Consider the following 18,302-nt stretch of genomic DNA (forward strand, 5'->3'; position numbering starts at 1 on the left):
CGAACCGGGATTCGCCGTGCCTGCTTATCTGATCATCGCTCTGAGCATCTCCGTCGCGGCTGCCGGGATCATCGGTGCGGCCCTGCTGCTCGTGCGCGGGACCAACGACGACCTCGCGAAGGCCGAGGGCGAGCTCGCCAATCTCGCCCTATCCCTCCAGGAACGGACCGACGGCGTCTTCCAGTCCATCGAGAACGTCTTACGCGATGTGATCGGCAGAATTCCGCAGAACTGCCTGAAGGCGAACGAGTTCGACGGATTTGCAGCCTCCCAGGCGACGAAGGCGGTCCTCGTCGGTGCGGCCCATTGCCTGTCGCAGATCGTCCGCATCGATCTCGTCAATGCCCGCGGCCGGATCGTCGGCACCTCGAACCCGCATCCGATGGCCGACGCGATCTACCTGACCGACACCTCCTACTACCGGGCCCTCTCGACCGACGCGTCGCTGCTTTTGTATCTCAGCGAACCGCGGCGGATCCCGGCGACGGGCAAGAGGGTTCTCTCGCTCGCCCGGAAGATCACGGACGCCGACGGGAATTTCCTCGGCATCATCGTTTCCACCATCGATCTCGGCTATTTCGAGAAGATCTTCGAGGAGCATCTCAAGACCCGCCTCCTCGCGATCACCCTCTATCGGCGCGACGGCACCATCCTCGTTCACCGGCCGAAATCCGAGCGGGCGCTCGGACGCCGGATCTGGAGACCCAACACCCCTCTGCAGCGGATGATCGCGAAGAACAGCGCGACGCTCATTCGCGACGTCAGCTGGATCGACCTGAAGGAGCGGCTGGTCGCGCTCCACCCTCTCGCCAATTATCCCGGCGGCATCGCGGTCAGCCGGCCCGTCGCGGAGCTCATGGCCGGGCAGCGCTTCGAGGCACGCCTTGTGCGCTTCTTCGCCTATCTCATGGACATCGCCGTCGAAGCGGCCAGCCTGCTCGGCCTGCGCCATGTGAGAACCGGCATTCTCCGGGCCGCCAGCGAGAGCTACCTGTCGCGGCACGACATGCTGACCAGACTCCCGAACCGGCAGCTTTTTCTCGAGGAGCTCACGCGCACATTCGCCGTCTCTCAGCGGGTCGGCAGGGATTTCGCGCTGCATCTGATCGATATCGACCGGTTCAAGGACATCAACGACAATCACGGGCACGGGATCGGAGACCAGATCGTCCAGAACGTGGCGCGGCGCCTGCGCGACCGGATCAGAAAAAGCGACTTCATCGCCCGCGTCGGTGGCGACGAGTTCGCGATCATTCAACGGCCGATCAGGGGCCGGCCGCAGGTCTTGGATCTGATCGCAGCGGTTCAGGCCGCCATGAAGGTTCCCGTCACCGCCGGCAACACCGAGTTCGACGTCGGCCTTTCCGCGGGCGTCGCCCTCGCCTCCTCCGACGGCAAGACCCCGACCGAGCTCATGAAGTCGGCCGATATCGCCCTTTATGCAGCGAAGTCCGATCCCGACAGCAGTCACCGGCTCTTCGATGCCGACATCAAGGATTCACGCGCCGAACGACGCGCGCTCGAGGGAGCTCTGAAGACCGGTCTCGACAATAGAGAATTCGAGCTCTTCTACCAGCCGATTCTCGACATCGCCACCAATCGGATGTGGGGCTGCGAGGCGCTGGTGCGGTGGAAGCATCCGGCGAAGGGAATGATCTCTCCGCTGCAGTTCATTCCGACCGCGGAGGAGTCCGGTCTCATCGGCCCAATGGGCGACTGGATCCTGCAGGATGCATGCTCGACCGCAATGACCTGGGCACATCCGCTGAAGGTTGCGATCAATCTCTCGCCCGTGCAGTTCAAGTGCCGGGACGTCTTCGCCAGCGTCAAGAAGGCCCTGACCGTCTCGGGCCTGCCGGCCCATCGCCTGGTTCTGGAGATCACGGAATCCGTCAAGCTCACCGAGGAGGCGACCTCGACGCTCAAGCGGCTCAAGGGGCTCGGCGTCTCGATTTCACTCGACGATTTCGGCACCGGCTACGCCTCCATGAGCTATCTCAGGAGCTTTCCCTTCGACAAGATCAAGATCGATCAGTCCTTCGTGCGTGGCATGGATTCGCCGGACAGCCGCGCAATCATCAAGGCAACGATCGGCCTTGCGAACGATCTGAAGATGAGCACCACGGCCGAGGGCGTCGAGACGGAAGAGCAGCTCAATGCCCTGCGCATGGCCGGCGCATCGCAGGCACAGGGCTATCTCATCGCCAAACCGATGCCCCGCGAAGCGATCGCCGCGTTCATCGAGCAGACCCAACCGGCCCAGCAGGCCAATCGCGACGAACAGATTCCGGCGCGCGCCGTCGCCTGATTCTGTTAGGCTGGACGCAGCCGATTCCACGCAGGTGGAATGCCTTCGATGCAAGGGACGTGAACGATGATCATTCGCAGCGGTCTCATCCGCAACCGCGACAATATCGACTTTGCCGCGTTCTCGGAACACTGGCGTCATGTGCACGGGCCGCTGGCTTTGCGCGTCGAGGCCATGCGGGCCTATCGGCAGAACCATATCGCCGCGCGGCTGGACGCTCCGCATGGCGACAGGCTGCACCGGGTCGACGGCCTCTCGCAGCTCTGGTTCGACGATGTCGAGGCCATGCGCGTCGCCATGAATTCACCTGAGCAGCAGGCCTGCATCGAGGACATCCGCGGATTCCTCAGCGAGGTTACGCTGCTGATCCAGCAGGAAGGAGAAACGCGACGGCACGGCGCCGACAATCGGCTTCCCATGAAGTTGATTTACCTGCTGGCCGGATCGGAGGCTGAAATAGAGGCTGCCGTCGAAGCGCTCTTTGCGGCGCTCGCCTCGTCGTCGGAATGTACCGCGATCCGCATCAACCCCGTGATCGACCGGAATTTCTCCGTGGATTCGACGGTGTCATCCGGCAGCCAGATCATCGATGCGGTTCTGGAGATCTGGCTCCCCGAAGGAGAAACCAGCGCGGTCGCTCAGCGCGTCCTGACGGACAGTGCGGGAGTCGGAATCGTCGGTGCCTTCCAGGCCGACGAAGTGATCCTGAAAAGCGCCTGAGAGCGTTCAGCAGGCGATCTGCGCGCCTGTCATGTGCACGGGCGTGACGGGCCTGACATCGCGTCCGGACACGGAACAGGTCAGCCGCGCCTCGGACCGGCATTGCGGCCCCTTCGGCGGCCCTGCCCGCGGACCGACTGCGAATTGAACCGTCACTTCTCCAGGCGCCGTCTCCAGGAAGCCTTCGACCGATGAAAGCCATGTCTGTGCGACGACGTCCTCCGTGGCGCGAGCCTCGTTGAGCGCCTGTTCGAGGCAGACGGCTGCGGCTTCCTTCGGCAGCAGGGGCTCGAGCGCAACCGGCGGCGCGATGGCCGCCGTGGTCTCGACGTCAGCTACCGGCGTCGCGGCGGCGTCCGGCGCGTCGGAGACCTGCGGCTCGCCACGAAATCCGTTGATCGTCGTGAGTGCCAGAATGGCGAAGACGGCCGTCTGAATCGGAATGCGTTTCAGCTTGCTCAGCAGCGGCGTTCGGCTGAACAGCACCGGGCCGTACAGGTGGACGAAGATGGCAATCAGGGCGAGGAGAATGAGGAAGCGAAGCATAATCGATCGTGCCCGCGCGATATCGTGCGAAATGAATGGATTGTTCTGGGAACGCCATCACCCTAGCGCAGGATCCAAATCACTGCATTCGGCAAGTCCTACTTCACGCTATTACGGTTAACCATGTCTTAAAAATGCGATCGAAGCTGTCATTTGCGTTGCGACGCAATGCCAGCATCGACGCGCAGCGCAACCTTCGGCCGCGTCGGAATCACATTGTCAACACATTAACGGGCCATGCGCGAAGGCGCATTCAGCGGCATGCAATTTTCATCGCTTCGGAATGTAAGCCTAACATATTTATCCAAGGGGCATTTTTCAGAAATGACGACACCGACAAATTTAGAGACGCTCTTTCTGCAGCTCATCAACGAGGCTCGCACCAATGCCGGCGTCAAGCCGCTCAGCTTCGACGGCGAGCTTCTCGATTCCTCGGACGCGCACAGCGCCTGGATGGATCAGACCGACACCTTCTCGCATACCGGCGTGAACGGCTCCAGCGCCGGCGCCCGCATGACGTCGGCCGGCTACGGCTGGCAGGGCTGGGGCGAGAACATCGCCTATGTGAGCGGAGGCATGACCGAAGCGACGGTGCGCCAGCTGCACACCAATCTGATGAACTCGCCGGGCCATTACGCCAACATCGTCAACGGCTCGTTCGAGGAGATCGGAATCGGTCTGAAGGAAGGCACGATCAACGGCTACAAGGTCGTGTTCGTGACGCAGAACTTCGGCACGCCGAACGCAGCCGAGCGGGCCGAGCCGAACGACGCCGGCACCACTCCCCCGACGACACCGACCACGCCCACGGGGCAGACCATCCTCGGCGACGGCGCCAACAACACGCTCTACGGCACGTCCGGCAACGACACGCTCAACGGCAATGGCGGCCGGGACACGCTATGGGGCCAATCCGGCGCCGACACGTTCCTGTTCGACACCGCGTCGGAAGCCAACGGCGACACGGTCAGCGACTTCGTCCACGGCACCGACAAGATCAACCTGTCGGGCATCGACGCCAACACGCGCACGTCCGGGAACCAGGCTTTCTCCTTCATCGGCTCCGATCGCTTCCACAAGGTGGCGGGCGAACTGCACACCTATCGTCTCGCCGATGGCAACACCTATGTCTCCGGCGACACGAACGGGGACGGCGCTGCCGACTTCGCCGTCAAGGTTGTGGGCAACTACACCTTCACGAACGCCGACTTCGTGCTCTGATAAATAAGGGCCCCCAGTTCATCTGGGGGCCTTTTCGAACGCGATTACGCGCGCTCTTCCCAGAGCTTCGCCAACTCGACGATGGTGTTCACCGCCTTTTCCATGTCCTGGCTGCTGACGAATTCCAGCGGCGAGTGGAAGGCATGGCCGCCGGCGAAGATGTTGGCGCAAGGCAGTCCCATGAAGGACAGGCGCGAGCCGTCCGTGCCGCCGCGGATGCTGCCGCGCACGGGCGTCATGCCGGCACGGCGGATCGCTTCGACCGCGTAATCGACGATCTCCGGCTTACGGTCGAGCACGACCTTCATGTTGCGATACTGCTCCTTCACGGTGAAGGTGTAGCTGGAGCCGGGATAGGCCTTCATCACGCCGCGCGTGATCTCCTCCAGAAGCGCCTCCTTCGTCTTGAGGCCTTCCCCCGTGAAATCGCGGATGATGAAGCTCAAATTCGCCTTCTCCATCACGCCGGACATGCCGGTCGGATGGATGAAGCCGTCGCGGCCCTTCGTGGTCTCGGGCGCCATGTCCTTCGGCAGCTTCGCGACGATGTCGCCGGCGATCCTGATGGCGTTCTCCATCTTGCCGTAGGCGAAGCCGGGATGGATCGCCACGCCCCTGATGGCGATCTCCACCGCATCGGCGGAGAAGCTCTCATCCTCGATCGTGCCGGCGGTCTCTCCGTCCATCGTATAACCGAAATCGGCGCCGAGCTTCTTCAGATCGACCTTGTCGACTCCGCGCCCGATCTCCTCGTCGGTGGTGAAGAGGATGCGGATCGTGCCGTGCTTGACGTCCGGGTTGTTGATCAGGAACTCGGCCGCCGCCATGATCTCGGCGATGCCTGCCTTGTCGTCCGCGCCGAGCAGCGTCGTGCCGTCCGAGGTGACGATGTCGTGGCCGATCAGGTCGTTCAGTACCGGATGATCGGCGACGCGGATGACCTGACTTCTGTCGCCCGGCAGCACGATGTCGTCGCCGCGATAATTACGGACGAGCTGCGGCTTGACGCCCGTGCCGGAAAAGTCCGGCGCCGTGTCCATATGGGCGCAGATGCAGATGACGGGCACGTTGTTCTTGTGCGTGTTCGACGGGATCGTCGCATAGACATAGCCGTGCTCGTCGAGATGCGCGTCGGAGATGCCGATCTCGATAAGCTCTTCGACCAGCAGGCGGCCGAGATTCTTCTGCTTCTCGGTCGAGGGCTGGGTCTGGGACTTGGCGTCGGACTGGGTGTCGATGACGACGTAGCGGAGGAAACGGTCGGTAACGCTGACGGCCATAGGGGGGATCCAAACTGCGAAGGGACCCCCTTTTAGCGGGCTAAGGGCCTCACGTGAATGGGGACACGGAAATTCCCTGCTTCCGGCCGGGACGGTCAGGGCTGGCCGGGAGGCGCAGCCGCGGCGTCATCGGTCGCCGGCTGCGGCGGGCGCGCCGGGGCGAAGATCGCGATGGGTTCCTTGCGCCCGGCCAGGGGCTCATGGCCGATCTCCCGCCAGGCCGCCGGATCGGAGGAGCCCTGAACGGCCGTCCCCGATGCCAGGATCATCTCGCCGTAGCGTTTCGTGGCCTGCTCCAGGCGCGAGGCGACGTTGACGGCGTCGCCCAGCACCGTGAACTCCATCCGCTCGTCGTCGCCGACGATGCCGCAGAATACCTCGCCCGCATGGATCCCGATTCCGATCCGCACCGTATGGGGCAGCTCTCGCGTGGCATTCCACTCCTCGACGATGCCGACGAGGTCATGCGCAAAGGCGAGCGCGCGGGCCGCGTCGTCGCCGCTCTCGTCCGGCACACCGAACAGGATCAGCGCGCCGTCGCCGATGAACTTGTCGACGAAGCCGTGATGCCTGCGCACGCAGGTGAGGATCCGCGTCCTGAAAGCGGTGAAGAACAGGGACAGCCGCTCCGGATCCATGCCCTCGGCCATGCCGGTTGAGTCGCGGATGTCGACGAAGACGATCACCGCCCGCTGGCGCCGGCCACGGCGCAGGGCGGCGTCGCCCGCAGCCACCCGCGGCGCGATCTCCGCCGGCAGGAAGCGAGCGAGGCTGGCGCGGCCGACCGCATCCTTGACCGCCGAGGCCAGCAGCCGCCGCGAGCGGACGATGCCGAAGGCCGTTGCGGCGCCCGCGAGGAGGATCAGCAGGAAACGCATCAGGTTGACCGGCATCGAGAACAGCCGGTACCACGGCACCTCATCGGCGCCGGGTGTGAGGACGAGACGATGGTCGAGGGCAATGGCGATGCCAATGAAGCCGAGCGCAAACAGCGCGATGGCGCAGAGCTGAACCTTGACGTCGTAGCGCAGGGCGCCGACCGCGAGGATCAGCGGCGCCGCCCAGACGATCGGCGCGGACGGGAGCGCATTGCCGGGCAGTCCCCGCTCCTCGACGGCGAGATAGGCGATGACGAGGACGAGCCCGACATCCAGCACCATGAACAGATAGGCGAAGCCATGATGCCAGCGCTGCGGCACGGCGAGCAGGATGCTGGCGGTGCCGGTCGCCAGAAAGCCCAGGGATGCGATCCAGGCATTGCGCTGGAACATGTCGAGCGCCACGCCCGTCCATTCGAGTAGCAGCCGGTCGGCAACGAGAACCGTGAGAATGATGCAGACGCCGATCGCCACCCGCAGCCAGCCGATCAGCCGCTCCGCCGCGACCGCATGGCGCCGCATCAGGGCCTCGATCAGGTCGCCCTCCAGGGCCCGGTTGGGAACGCTGATGAAAGGCTCCGCCTCGTGGGACGTCACAAATCTCCGCAGCTCTGGCCGCATGATGATCTACCGGCTCCTCGTTCGTCGGGCAGGCCGCCGGCGGATTAGAGCATGGCCCCGCCCATGCCGCTAGGCCCCGCCCCATCGGGCAGATGCCGAGCACCGCCCTGTGCCTTCTCCCGAGCCGAAGGCTCCCTATCGGACATCCGCATTGTGTCCCCTCCACCCCCATGGACAAATGCGGCATGTCCGATCTCTCCTGGTGGTCTCTGCTCTCCGTCACCGCAACCTTTCTCCTGGCAGGCCTCGTCAAGGGCGTGACCGGCATGGGCCTGCCGACGGTGGCCATGGGGCTGCTGGGGGCGATCATGTCGCCGGTCGCGGCAGCCGCGCTGCTGATCGTGCCCTCCTTCGTGACCAATGTCTGGCAGCTCCTCTCCGGTCCGAGCTTTGCCGCGCTGATCCGGCGGCTCTGGCCCATGATGGCCGGCATCGTCGTCGGGACGGTGGCAGGTTCCTCCATTCTGGCTCACGGGCAGATCCGATGGACGACGGTGGCTCTCGGAGCCGCCCTGATCGCCTATGCGGGCTTCACCCTGCTTTCCCGGCAGCTCTCCGTTCCGGCCCGGCTGGAGCCATGGCTCTCCCCGGCCATCGGCCTGGCGACCGGCCTCGTCACAGGGGGAACGGGCGTCTTCGTCATCCCGGCCGTGCCCTACCTTCAGGCGCTCGGGCTGCGCAAGGACGACCTGATCCAGGCCCTCGGCCTGTCCTTCACGGTCTCCACGATGGCGCTCGCGATCGGGCTCGGATCGCGCGGCGCGTTGCAGCTCGACGGCCTCGCCCTGTCGGCGCTTGCCATCGCCCCTGCCCTCCTCGGCATGTGGCTCGGGCAGGCCCTGCGCCATCGCGTGAGCCCCGTCACCTTCCGGCGCTGGTTCCTGATCTGCCTCCTGCTGCTCGGGATCGAGCTCGCCTTGAGGCCGTTTCTATGAGGGGCAGGATCGGTCGTTCACAACAGCCAATCGATATTCGCCGGCGTGATGCGTTCCGGCGAGGTGTTCTCCAGCACGAGGATGGACGAGAAGCCTGCCGATGAAAGCCGGGCCTCCAGCAAAGTATCGTCTCCGCTCGCCGTCAGGCGCAGCAGGCCCGCGATGAAGGGATCGCTTCCCGCCACATAACCCGGCAGGGCCTGCATCATCGACGAGAGATCGATCACGTCGCCTCCTGGTCCGGTCTCGAAATCCAGAATGCGATCGACCACCAAGGGCCGGGACGCCAGGAAATAGACCGAGAACCGGTCTGCGCCGGGACCGCCGCTGATCTCGTCGACGCCGGGCCTCTGCGAGGAATCCGGATAGCTGGGATCGAACCAGTTGTAGGAGACCATCAGGATCGTGTCGTTGCCCGACCCGCCATCGATCCTGTTCGCGCCGGCGATGTCGAAGAGCGTGTCGTCACCCGTTCCGCCGAAAATGTGATCATCGCCATGGCCGCCATCGGCATAATCGTTGCCGGCGCCGGCATGGATCGTGTCGTTGCCGGAGCCACCCCAGATCATCTCGTCGTTCGGCCCGGCGGCATGGTGGCCTTCGACCTCCATGATGAGATCGTCGCCGGCGCCGCCTTCCAGCGTATCGTTGCCGTTGTCGCCCTGGAGGCGGTCGTCTCCATCCTCGCCGTAGATCCTGTCGTTTCCGTCGCCGCCGCTGAGACGGTCGTTTCCCGCGCCGCCTTCCAGGCGATCGTCGCCGCCATGCGCCTTGATGATGTCGTCGCCGTCGAGCCCGTCGAGAAACTCCGGATATCGCGTGCCCGCAAGGCTGTCGGCAGCGGCCGTGCCGATGACCGCGCCGAATACGCCGCTCGGGTCGTAGGGCGGCACGAAGTTATCGGGTGTCAGATCCCCTGCATTCGTGTTCTGGAGAGTGAGTACGGTGCGAAGCTCGAGACCGGAATAGGTGTAGGTCAGCGCCTTCAGGACAGTGCTCGTGTCGGATTGCTCCAACACGAGATGGCCGCTCACGAAGGGAGAGGTGCCGACGACGTAGCCCGGCAAGCCGATGAGCATTTCGGAGACATCGATCACATCGCCGGACGGCCCGCCTTCGAAATCCGTGACGATGTCGGCCGGTGAATCGCCGAGCATGCCGATCCTGTACGTGTCGCGGCCCTCGCCGCCGGTGAGGAGATCGCTGCCCTCGATCGGCCAGAATTCGTAGCCGCCCCATTCCGGCATGCTCGACACGTAATGGAACGTATCGTCGCCGGCACCGCCGATGATGGTGTTCGGGCCGCCATCGGCCCGCCATTCGTAGAAATTGTCGTTGCCGGCGCCGCCGTCGATGAAGTCCGCTCCGCCGGGCTTGGGCGGAGGCGACCAGCGATCGCCGCCCCAGAAGGCAGGATCGCCATAGATGTGGTCGTCACCGTCGCCGCCAAAAATGGTGTCGGCATGCTCCCCGCCGAACAGGGTGTCATTGCCGTCCCCGCCGTCGATCCGATCCTCACCCTCACCGCCTGCGATCTCGTCGTCACCGCGGAGACCCGACAGCACATCGCCTTCGAGCGATCCCTTCATCACGTCGTCGCCGTTCGTGCCGATGGCGCCTTGGTTGCGCCCGAACGGATCGAGCGGCGGATTGAAGTTGAACGCGGTGAGCTGCTCCGGCGAAACGTTCTCGATAAACAGCATCGTGCCGTATCCTTGGCCTTTGCCGATCCAGGAGAGATCGACCTGCACAAGCGCGCCCTTGCCCGAGGCGATCACCCGGATCAGGCCGCTCTCGAAGGGATGGACGGGATCCAGCGTCCATGGATAGGGCGTCTCGTTGCGTGGGTCGACAGCCGCGATGGCCCAGGAGAGGTCGAGAATGTCTCCGCCATAACCGACCTGGAAATCGCGGAAGATATCCGGCGCATCGACCGCCGCGCTAAAATCGCTCACGCGATACCGATTGGACCCTCCACCGCCGAGAATGATCGTCTCGCCCGCGGAATCGATCAGATCATCCCCGGTGCCGCCATCGATGACATTGGTGCCCGCGCCGCCCGACAGGGTGTCGTTGCCGTTGCCTCCGACGAGAATGTCATCGCCGACGCCTCCCGTGAGCGTGTCGTTGCCATCGCCGCCGACTTGAAGCCAATCACTGTCGGACGCTGCTTGCAGCAATCTGGATGATGGGCCCTGAATTGCGTCGGCACGAGCAATAGCCATGTTGTCCTCACGATGAAATCACGCAAGCAATATCATCGGAGGCAAAAGCAATGAATGGAAAATTCGTGCGCCATCTGAGATTAATGCTTTGAAATTCAAAGCATTTCTTCGCGAAATTCGTTCTGAAATCACCTGCTGCGAATATCGACATGCTCGAGCGACAGCTGCCGCCGCGCTCAGACAGACATGATTGTCGCCAAACCGCATATGATCAGAATGGCAAGCGCGGCGACAACGAAAGCGCCGTCGCGTCGTGCGAATCCGGGTGCGTTCAGGATCGTGCGTGGGCCGTCTGGCCCAAGGCCCCGCGCTTCCATGGCGATCGCCGTGCGGCCGGCGCGGCGGATGGCGTAGGCGAGAAGTGGAATGACGAGGCCTGCCACTTCGAAGGGGCTCGGAATGCGCCTGACGCGGCGACCGGATTTCATAGCGCGGGCGAGGCGCATCTGCTGCGCCTCCGCCGCGAGATCAGGCACGAGCTGCATGCCTGCGAAAAGCGAGTAGCCGATGCGCGGGGGCAGCCTGGCATGCCGCATCAGGGCGCGCACGAACAGGCCGGGATCGGTGGTGAGCGCGAAGAACAGCGAGATCGTGCCGCAGGCGAGCGCGCGCAGGAAAAGGGTGATCCCTGCCGAGAATTCCGGCGACGTGAGCACGGATTCATTCGCCATCCGAAGCGCAAAGTCGCTTTCCTGGCGAAACAGCAGGCTCGTGGTGAGAAAGCCGAAGCCGAAGAGCGCGAAGGGGATCATCAGCGCGAGAAGGACGAGCGGCGACGTGCGGTTGATTGTGACGAGCGCAAGAGCCGGCACGAGGATTGCGGCCAGCTGAAAGCGCGGATCGAAGATCAGCACCGCGGCGACAAGCCAGACGCAGCAGACGACGAGCTTCGACAGCGGATTGAGAGCCTTCAGCATGCGGCCGTCTCCAGCCATCGCATCGCATCGCCGCAGGAGGGCTCTGCCAATCCGGCGCGGGCGAGAAGCGCTCGGTCGTTCATCAGTACTGCGGTCGGCCCCTCAGCGAGGATGCCGCCCTCCCCCACCACGACGGAACGCGGGCAGAGTTTGAGCGCGAGATCCATGTCGTGCGTGATCAGCGCGACGGTGCGTCCCTTGTCGCGCAGCGCAAGAATTTCCCGCGAAAGATGCTCCGCGCCATGCGCATCGAGCCCGGCCATCGGCTCGTCGAGCACGAGAAGCGGCCAGCGATCGGCGATGGTGAGCGAGGCGAGCGCGAGCCTGCGCTTCTGGCCCTGCGAGAGCTCGAACGGGTGGTTCTTCGCGAGCGCCGTCAGGCTCCAGGATTCGAGCGCCGTCGCAACATGCGCGGCCTTCTCGCCCGCGCTCATACGATCGGGCAATGCCGTTGCCAGTTCCTCGCGCACGGTGCCCGCGACGAGCTGGTTCTCCGGCCGCTGGAAGGCGTAGCCGCCCGCCGGTCCGTGCCGCTTCCCCGCCTTCAGCGGCAGGAGGCCTGCGAGGCAGAGGCCAAGCGTGGACTTGCCGGCACCGTTTCTGCCCAGAACGCCGAGGATCTCGCCCTTATGGACGGCAAGATCGATGCCGCGCAGCACCGTCGGGCCGAGAAACGGTGCGCAATCGGCGCGCTCCAGGTGAACGAGAACGGGAGCGTTGCAGATCGCAGCCACGTCGTCCTGCGACCGGCATGAAGCGACGTAAGTCTCGACGATGGGTCTGGCGGCATCGATCAGCAGGCGCGGAGCGGTCGCGGGATCGAGATGCGCGAGCGCCTCCGTGACGGAAAGCGGCGCAGCGCGCGAAGCGATGCCGGCTTCAGCCAAAGCGGCATCGAGTGCGCTCGCAGCGGGACGCCAGATGCCCTGCGCTTTGAGAAGCGCGCGCTTGTCGCGAAAAATCCTGCGCGGCTCGCCCTCCGCGACAATCGTGCCGTCACGGCCGAGCACGATCATGCGGTCGATGGATTCGATCAGCCCATCGAGCCGATGATCGACGATGAGAATGCTGCAGGCACCATCGCGCGTCGTGAGCAGCGAATGCAGGCGTCGTGCCGCCTGCGGCGCCAGATGCGCGGTCGGCTCGTCGGCAACGAAGAGCGGCGCTTCCTGGATCAGGGTTGCCGCGAGCGCGACGAGCTGCCTTTCGCCGCCCGAGAGCTGCGCGGAACGGCGGTGGCGCCATTCATCGGGAATGCCGACGCGACGCATGACATCGGAGACGGCGTCGAGAATGCGTTGTGGCGGCCAGGCGCGGTTCTCGAGCGCGAAGGCGAGCTCGTCCTCGACGCGCATGCCGCAGAGCGTCTGATCCGCGTCCTGGAAATATTGCGCCACCTGCGGCGACCAGCCCCAGGGCTTTCGTGTCCCCACATCCTTGCCGAACAGGCTGATGCGCCCCTGCACCTGCGCCGGAATGCTGTCGGGAATGAGGCCCGTCAGCGTCAGCAGCAGCGTGGACTTTCCCGAGCCCGAAGGACCGAGCAGAAGCACGCGCTCGCCGGGACGGATCGCTAGATCGAGGGGACCTACGGAAGCCTCTTTGGCGAAGGGATAGCGGATCTCGACCGCATTCCACTCCGCCGCCGGAACCGGAGCCGGTTCAGGCTGCAGCAGAGCGCTTCTCGACATCGATCGCAAGTCCGCTCAACGCGCCGGTTTTGTACAGCGCCTGCACGATGAGATGGCCGAGCCATCCGCCGAGCAGCGCACCGCTTAAAGTCCGCAGCACGAACATGGCGATCAGCACCGTCGGCTGCAGCGCGCCGTAATCGAACCGGATCCAGGTATAGGCGAAGGAGAAGATCGCGGCTCCCACGCCTGCCGCCATCAGCACCGGCAGCGAATAGTTGCGCCAGCGCGTTGCCGCGAAGACGGCCTCCGCGCCTGCGCCCTGGACGATGCCGGTGACGATCAGCAAGAGGCCGGCAGGGCTGCCGAGCAGCACCTGCAAGGCGGCTGCGAGCACTTCGGCCGCGAAGGCCGCACCGGGCTTGCGGATGATGGCGGCGGCGACGATGGAGGCGACGAACCAGAAGCCCATCACCACATCCATCGTCACGGAGCCAAACACGGCCTGCGCGATCAGCCACACCTGCACCCAGCCGAGATAGAGCACGGCGAAGACCGCGCCGATCACGGTGACGATCAGGATCTCCCTCAACGTCCAGCCTCGTGTTACGGGCATGGCAACCTCCTCATGTAGGGGTGAGAAATGCAGGTTAAGAGAAATTACGCTTTGCTCGGGCTGTTCGCCGAGACCTTGAGATCGAGTGCCACATGGCCCTGCGGTGCGCCGAAGCGCAGGAAGGCTTCGCTCAAGGTCGCGAAGACCGGGCCGGCATCGCCGCGCAGCTTGGTGCAGAAGTTCTTCGAGCGCTCGAAGACGCCGGACTTTTTCAGGAACTCGATGCAGCCGTAGATCTCGTCCATGTGGTGTCCGCTGCCGAGCGGATAGAGCGAGAACTGCGCGGCCACGATCTGCCCGCTCTTCGGCGCAGCTTCCACAAGCTGCACGGCGGCCGCGATGCGCTCGGCGAGCGGCCGGTCATGGTTCGAGCCGGCGATCGGCGTGCAGATCGGATCGTCCGGCTCGCCTGGGCATCCGCGCGAGACCGTTGCCGCCAGCACGCAATGAACGCCGCGTTTCGAGGCGCCGAGAAACAGATCGCGCATGGCGGGAAAGAGCTGATCGGGCGGGCCGACCAGCAGCGTCGAGATATCGTCGGTCTCGATCCGGAAGTTTTGGCGATAAGGCTCGAGCGCGCTGATGGCGCCGAGGATGACGTCGACGAAATCGTCGGTCATCGCATAGAGAGAGACTTGTGCGCCGGAAAACATCGTCACCTCGCTCCGCTGGCATTACCCAGATCAGCTTGAGGGTCCGACGGCTTCGCGCCGTCATCTCAGCCCCGGCAATACGGAGCACCCCTGTTGGAAGTGACTTTGCTTAGCACCCTTCGCCGCTGCATGGCAAGCGGCACGCATCTGTGATGGAAGTTCGCCTCTCGTGCTTACCGAACCGTGACCTGATCCTTGATCTTCTCGAAGGACGTGCGGCGCAGCACGCGCTTCTTCACCAGATCGTCGACGGAGGCATAGGGACGGCCCCGGATGATGGCCTTGCCGAGCGATCCGGCCCCGTCAAGCGTATTCAGATCTTCGAGCGAGCCCTTGTTGAGATCGACGAGGCCGGCATCGGACGCGCCGGCGGACGCCACGGCAGACGCGACCTTCACGGGTACGGCGGCTTTTGCAGGCGCGGCCACGGTGCCCGTCAGGTTCATGTCATTGGTGCGTGCCGGCACAGGGACTTTGGCGACGGCCGCCTCGACCGGCTTCAGAACGACGGGGGCTTGAGGGAGGACGAGCGGAACGGGAGCGGGAACGCTTGGAGGCTCGGCCGGCGCGCGGGCCGCGTCCTTCGGCTCCGCCATGGGCCGCGGCGCGGCATCGGGCTGAACCATAGAGACGGCGACAGGTGCGGAGGGACGCGCGTCGGCCACCCGGACGGGAGCCGTTTGAACTGCTGAGGCAAGCGTTCCGACCTCACCGGATGCCGGGGTCGGCGGGGCTGCGGCCACCAATCCTTCCGTTAGGGAGCCTGCGCCGCCGGTGAGCCCCAGGGCCAGCGATCCGCCGGCGATGAGGCCCCCGACCAGGAGAAGGCGCATGGTTTGGAGAGCGGCGTTGTCGCGCCTTTCGCAAGGCACTTGGGTGCGGGAAAGATTGCCTACCTGCATGGGCCCCTCTCACGTTGTTCTGACGCTGAACGCGGAACGTCTGTATAGGGCTAGACAGTGGATGTGGCGCAGACGTGGCAAAGTTTGCCGTTCGCTGTGCGTCGGCGAAAATTTCGACGACGGCCCGTTATAGCGGGCGCAACGTGCCGCGCAATATCATCACCTTACGTAAGTGAGATACTCAAACGCTCCGCACCCGCGCCGGCGCACCGATTTCGCATTCGAGTGCGGGCCGGTCCCACTTGCCCGCATCGGCCGCAGCCGCATAAGTGGTGACGAGGAAATCGAGCAGCAGCGCATCGGGATCGTCTGCCTTGCGCACAGTCTTGTAGGGCAGGATGAACTCGCCCAGAGTGGTGTCGAACGTTGCGCCTTTTGTCACGGTGGCATCGCTAAAGCCCGGCGGCGCGGGATAGGCATAGGAGTAGAAGGCGGCGTTCGGAAACGCGTCGCTGCCCGGCCAGAAGCCCGCGCTCGACACCTCGTGCGAATAGGCCTCGCGCGTCACGTCGTCCGGCAGTCCGGGCACGCCGCCGGGATGCAGCGGTGCAGGCCGTCCGGAAAAGCGCGTGACGGCGAGATCGAAGCTGCCCCAGAAGAAATGCACCGGCGACGACTTGCCCAGAAAGCCGCTGCGAAACTGCTTGAACACACGATCCGCCTGCACGAGCGCGCGCCAGAAGCGCTGGACCGCATCAGCGTCGTAGGAAGCGTGCGTCCGGTCCTGCGGGAAGGGAATCGGATCCGGCACCTCGTTCGGCATCTCGTTGATCGAGACCGGGATGCGAAGATCGTTCAGAAGGCCGATGACGCCGGCATAGAAATCCGCGACGCTCTGCGGCTGCAGCTTGAGATCCCGCTCATCGCCGCGGCTCGTGCGCATGAGCAGGCGATGCGCGATGAAGTCGAACTCGATCTCAAGGATCTCGTTGCCGATCGGGATCGGCGACGTGCTCAGGCCGCGCGCGGTGACATAGAGCGGCACCTGCCAGCCGTGATTGAGCCAGGGCGAGAGCGAGAGCCTGACCTTGCCGACGATCTGCGTCCACAATTGCAGGGTCGCGGCGGTGTCGCGCCATTCGGAATAGGGCAGCTCGGGCCAGGCGGCATCGTTCATCGGGCGTCTCCCTGTAATGCGGGATCAGGATCGCCCGGATAAACTAGAGCGTCTTCGTGCGGGGGAAACCGCGCCGAAGGATGCGCGTCTTCACCTCTCCTTGAGGGAGAGGTCGCGCCGGAGGCGCGGGTGAGGGGTTGCGCCCTCTCCGGATAAACCTGTGCCCCCTCACCCTCGCTGCGCTCGACCTCGCCCCATTCAAGTCGGGTGTTCCCGACTTGAATGGGAAACGGATCTCGGGAACACCCGAGACCCGGGGAGAGGTGATGCCTGCGGCAGCAAATACGGATCCCGGGAACACCCGAGATCCGAGAAAGGTAATACCCTGGAGCCTACCGCATCAGCTCAAGCAGCAGGACGCATGCTGGCGGCGATGGTGGTCGGGATCTCGATGTCGACTTCGAGCGTCGACACGGAGGCGCCGCGGTCCATCTTGATCTGCACGTTGTCCTGCGGCACCGACATGTGTTTTGCGATCACCGCCATGATCTCCTCGCGCAGGATCGCGACGAGATCGGATTCGCCGCCGCCGACGATGGTGCGCTCGTGGGCGAGCAGGACCTGAAGACGCTCGCGGGCGACGGGCGCGGAGGTGTTGCGTTTGAAGAAGCTGAAAAGGCTCATGCGGCCCTCCGTGCGAATAATTTGCTGAACAGGCTGCGCTGCTTCTGCACCTCGACCACGGTCTCGCCCGTCAGCTTGCGCACGGCGTCGAGATAGGCGCGGGCCGGCGCCGAATTCGGGCTGCCGAGCGTCACCGGAGCGCCGAGATTGGAGGAGCGCAGCACCTCGGTGCTTTCCGGGATGATGGCGAGAAGCGGGATGGAGAGAATGTCGAGCACGTCCTCCACCTTCAGGATCTCGCCGCGCTGCGCGCGCGCATTGTCGTAGCGCGTGAGCAGGAGATGCTTTTCAACCTGCTCGCCCTTCTCCGCCTTCTCGGTCTTGGAATCGAGCAGGCCGATGATGCGGTCGGAATCGCGGATGGAGGAGACTTCCGGGTTCGTGACGACGACGGCGACATCCGCATGGCGCATGGCGAGGGTGGCGCCGCGCTCGATGCCCGCCGGGCTGTCGCAGATCACCCAGTCGAACCTCTCGCGCAGGCTGTTGATGACGCGCTCGACGCCCTCCTCCGTGAGGTTGTCCTTGTCGCGGGTCTGCGAGGCGGGGAGCAGGTGCAGGGTCTCGACGCGCTTGTCGCGGATCAGCGCCTGCTCGAGCTTCGCGTCGCCCTTCACGACGTTGATGAGATCGAACACCACGCGGCGCTCGGCGCCCATGATCAGATCGAGATTGCGCAGGCCGACGTCAAAATCGACCACGGCCACCTTTTTGCCTGTCTGCGCGAGCGCCGCGCCCAGGGCCGCCGTCGAGGTCGTCTTTCCGACGCCCCCTTTGCCCGACGTCACGACAAGAACTTTCGCCATTCCTGGTCTCCTCACCCTAAAAATTTTCGTTGCGACGGCATTGCCGACGAATGGCTCCAGGGGCCGCAATCCAGGCTGGAATGCGGAGGGCCCCAAGGGCTGTCGCGGTCTGCTACGCTACGGGATAAGGCTCATTCGGCGCTCGATATGGTTACCGGCGAGTTAATAAATGGCGCCGGAGATCGATTTTTCGGCGGAAAACAAAGGTTTTTCGCGCATTCTTGTGCCATTCGCGGCGAATTAGGACAATATCCCTCAAATGGAAATGGACGCTGGATAGCGTCTTTTCGTTGCGTCAGGGC

At 64.5% G+C, this 18,302-nt stretch carries 16 protein-coding genes and 1 riboswitch; of the genes, 4 read left to right on the top strand and 12 right to left on the bottom strand.

Annotated elements, in window-relative coordinates:
• Window positions 1-16 precede the first annotated feature (16 nt).
• Window positions 17-2,308, top strand: a complete 2,292-nt coding sequence (locus JKL46_RS16610) for an EAL domain-containing protein (RefSeq protein ID WP_201834815.1) — start codon at window positions 17-19, stop codon at window positions 2,306-2,308.
• Between the two features lie 66 nt (window positions 2,309-2,374).
• Window positions 2,375-3,028: an EthD family reductase gene (locus JKL46_RS16615; RefSeq protein ID WP_201834817.1), complete on the top strand. Its 654-nt coding sequence runs from the start codon at window positions 2,375-2,377 to the stop codon at window positions 3,026-3,028.
• A gap of 6 nt (window positions 3,029-3,034) precedes the next feature.
• On the opposite strand, the gene JKL46_RS16620 is transcribed toward JKL46_RS16615, so the two are convergent.
• On the bottom strand, window positions 3,035-3,574 hold the full coding sequence (locus JKL46_RS16620) for a hypothetical protein (protein WP_201834819.1): 540 nt from the start codon (window positions 3,572-3,574) through the stop codon (window positions 3,035-3,037).
• Between the two features lie 324 nt (window positions 3,575-3,898).
• Between JKL46_RS16620 and JKL46_RS16625 the strand changes: the two genes are divergently transcribed.
• Window positions 3,899-4,795: a CAP domain-containing protein gene (locus tag JKL46_RS16625; RefSeq protein WP_201834821.1), complete on the top strand. Its 897-nt coding sequence runs from the start codon at window positions 3,899-3,901 to the stop codon at window positions 4,793-4,795.
• 44 nt (window positions 4,796-4,839) lie between these two features.
• Here JKL46_RS16625 and pepT read toward each other — a convergent pair whose 3' ends face one another.
• Both pepT and JKL46_RS16635 read right to left on the bottom strand, forming a co-directional pair.
• A complete protein-coding gene (gene pepT / locus JKL46_RS16630) occupies window positions 4,840-6,075 on the bottom strand; it encodes a peptidase T (RefSeq protein WP_201834823.1) in 1,236 nt (411 codons plus the stop codon).
• 95 nt (window positions 6,076-6,170) lie between these two features.
• The gene (locus JKL46_RS16635) at window positions 6,171-7,574 is read right to left on the bottom strand and encodes an adenylate/guanylate cyclase domain-containing protein (RefSeq protein WP_201834825.1); all 1,404 of its coding nucleotides are present in this window, start codon (window positions 7,572-7,574) and stop codon (window positions 6,171-6,173) included.
• Window positions 7,575-7,759: 185 nt separating this feature from the next.
• Between JKL46_RS16635 and JKL46_RS16640 the strand changes: the two genes are divergently transcribed.
• Window positions 7,760-8,509 carry a sulfite exporter TauE/SafE family protein gene (locus JKL46_RS16640; protein WP_246529354.1) on the top strand — a complete coding sequence of 250 codons (750 nt, stop codon included), beginning with the start codon at window positions 7,760-7,762 and terminating at the stop codon, window positions 8,507-8,509.
• Between the two features lie 17 nt (window positions 8,510-8,526).
• On the opposite strand, the gene JKL46_RS16645 is transcribed toward JKL46_RS16640, so the two are convergent.
• The 9 genes from JKL46_RS16645 to minD form a co-directional block, all read right to left on the bottom strand.
• On the bottom strand, window positions 8,527-10,734 hold the full coding sequence (locus JKL46_RS16645) for a calcium-binding protein (RefSeq protein WP_201834829.1): 2,208 nt from the start codon (window positions 10,732-10,734) through the stop codon (window positions 8,527-8,529).
• Window positions 10,735-10,910: 176 nt separating this feature from the next.
• Window positions 10,911-11,651: an energy-coupling factor transporter transmembrane component T family protein gene (locus JKL46_RS16650; RefSeq protein ID WP_201834831.1), complete on the bottom strand. Its 741-nt coding sequence runs from the start codon at window positions 11,649-11,651 to the stop codon at window positions 10,911-10,913.
• Window positions 11,645-13,342, bottom strand: a complete 1,698-nt coding sequence (locus JKL46_RS16655; protein WP_201834832.1) for an ABC transporter ATP-binding protein — start codon at window positions 13,340-13,342, stop codon at window positions 11,645-11,647. Before JKL46_RS16655 ends, JKL46_RS16650 begins: the two co-directional genes overlap by 7 nt.
• Window positions 13,314-13,898 (bottom strand): ECF transporter S component, encoded by a 585-nt coding sequence (locus JKL46_RS16660; RefSeq protein WP_201834833.1) that lies wholly within the window; start codon window positions 13,896-13,898, stop codon window positions 13,314-13,316. The genes JKL46_RS16655 and JKL46_RS16660 overlap by 29 nt, the downstream gene beginning before the upstream one ends.
• A 44-nt stretch (window positions 13,899-13,942) precedes the next feature.
• Complete coding sequence (locus tag JKL46_RS16665) at window positions 13,943-14,551, bottom strand: YkoF family thiamine/hydroxymethylpyrimidine-binding protein (protein WP_201834834.1); 609 nt, start codon at window positions 14,549-14,551, stop codon at window positions 13,943-13,945.
• Window positions 14,542-14,653: riboswitch (TPP riboswitch) on the bottom strand. It overlaps the preceding gene by 10 nt.
• 71 nt (window positions 14,654-14,724) lie before the next feature.
• Window positions 14,725-15,453, bottom strand: a complete 729-nt coding sequence (locus JKL46_RS16670) for a ComEA family DNA-binding protein (protein ID WP_201834835.1) — start codon at window positions 15,451-15,453, stop codon at window positions 14,725-14,727.
• 181 nt (window positions 15,454-15,634) lie between these two features.
• Window positions 15,635-16,570, bottom strand: a complete 936-nt coding sequence (locus JKL46_RS16675; protein WP_201834836.1) for a DUF5996 family protein — start codon at window positions 16,568-16,570, stop codon at window positions 15,635-15,637.
• A 345-nt stretch (window positions 16,571-16,915) separates the two neighbouring features.
• Window positions 16,916-17,194 (bottom strand): cell division topological specificity factor MinE, encoded by a 279-nt coding sequence (gene minE, locus JKL46_RS16680; protein ID WP_201834837.1) that lies wholly within the window; start codon window positions 17,192-17,194, stop codon window positions 16,916-16,918.
• A complete protein-coding gene (gene minD, locus JKL46_RS16685; RefSeq protein WP_201834839.1) occupies window positions 17,191-18,000 on the bottom strand; it encodes a septum site-determining protein MinD in 810 nt (269 codons plus the stop codon). Before minD ends, minE begins: the two co-directional genes overlap by 4 nt.
• Window positions 18,001-18,302 lie beyond the last annotated feature (302 nt).

Origin of the sequence: Microvirga zambiensis WSM3693, assembly GCF_016735695.1 — a bacterium.
GTDB classification, from domain to species: Bacteria; Pseudomonadota; Alphaproteobacteria; order Rhizobiales; family Beijerinckiaceae; genus Microvirga; species Microvirga zambiensis.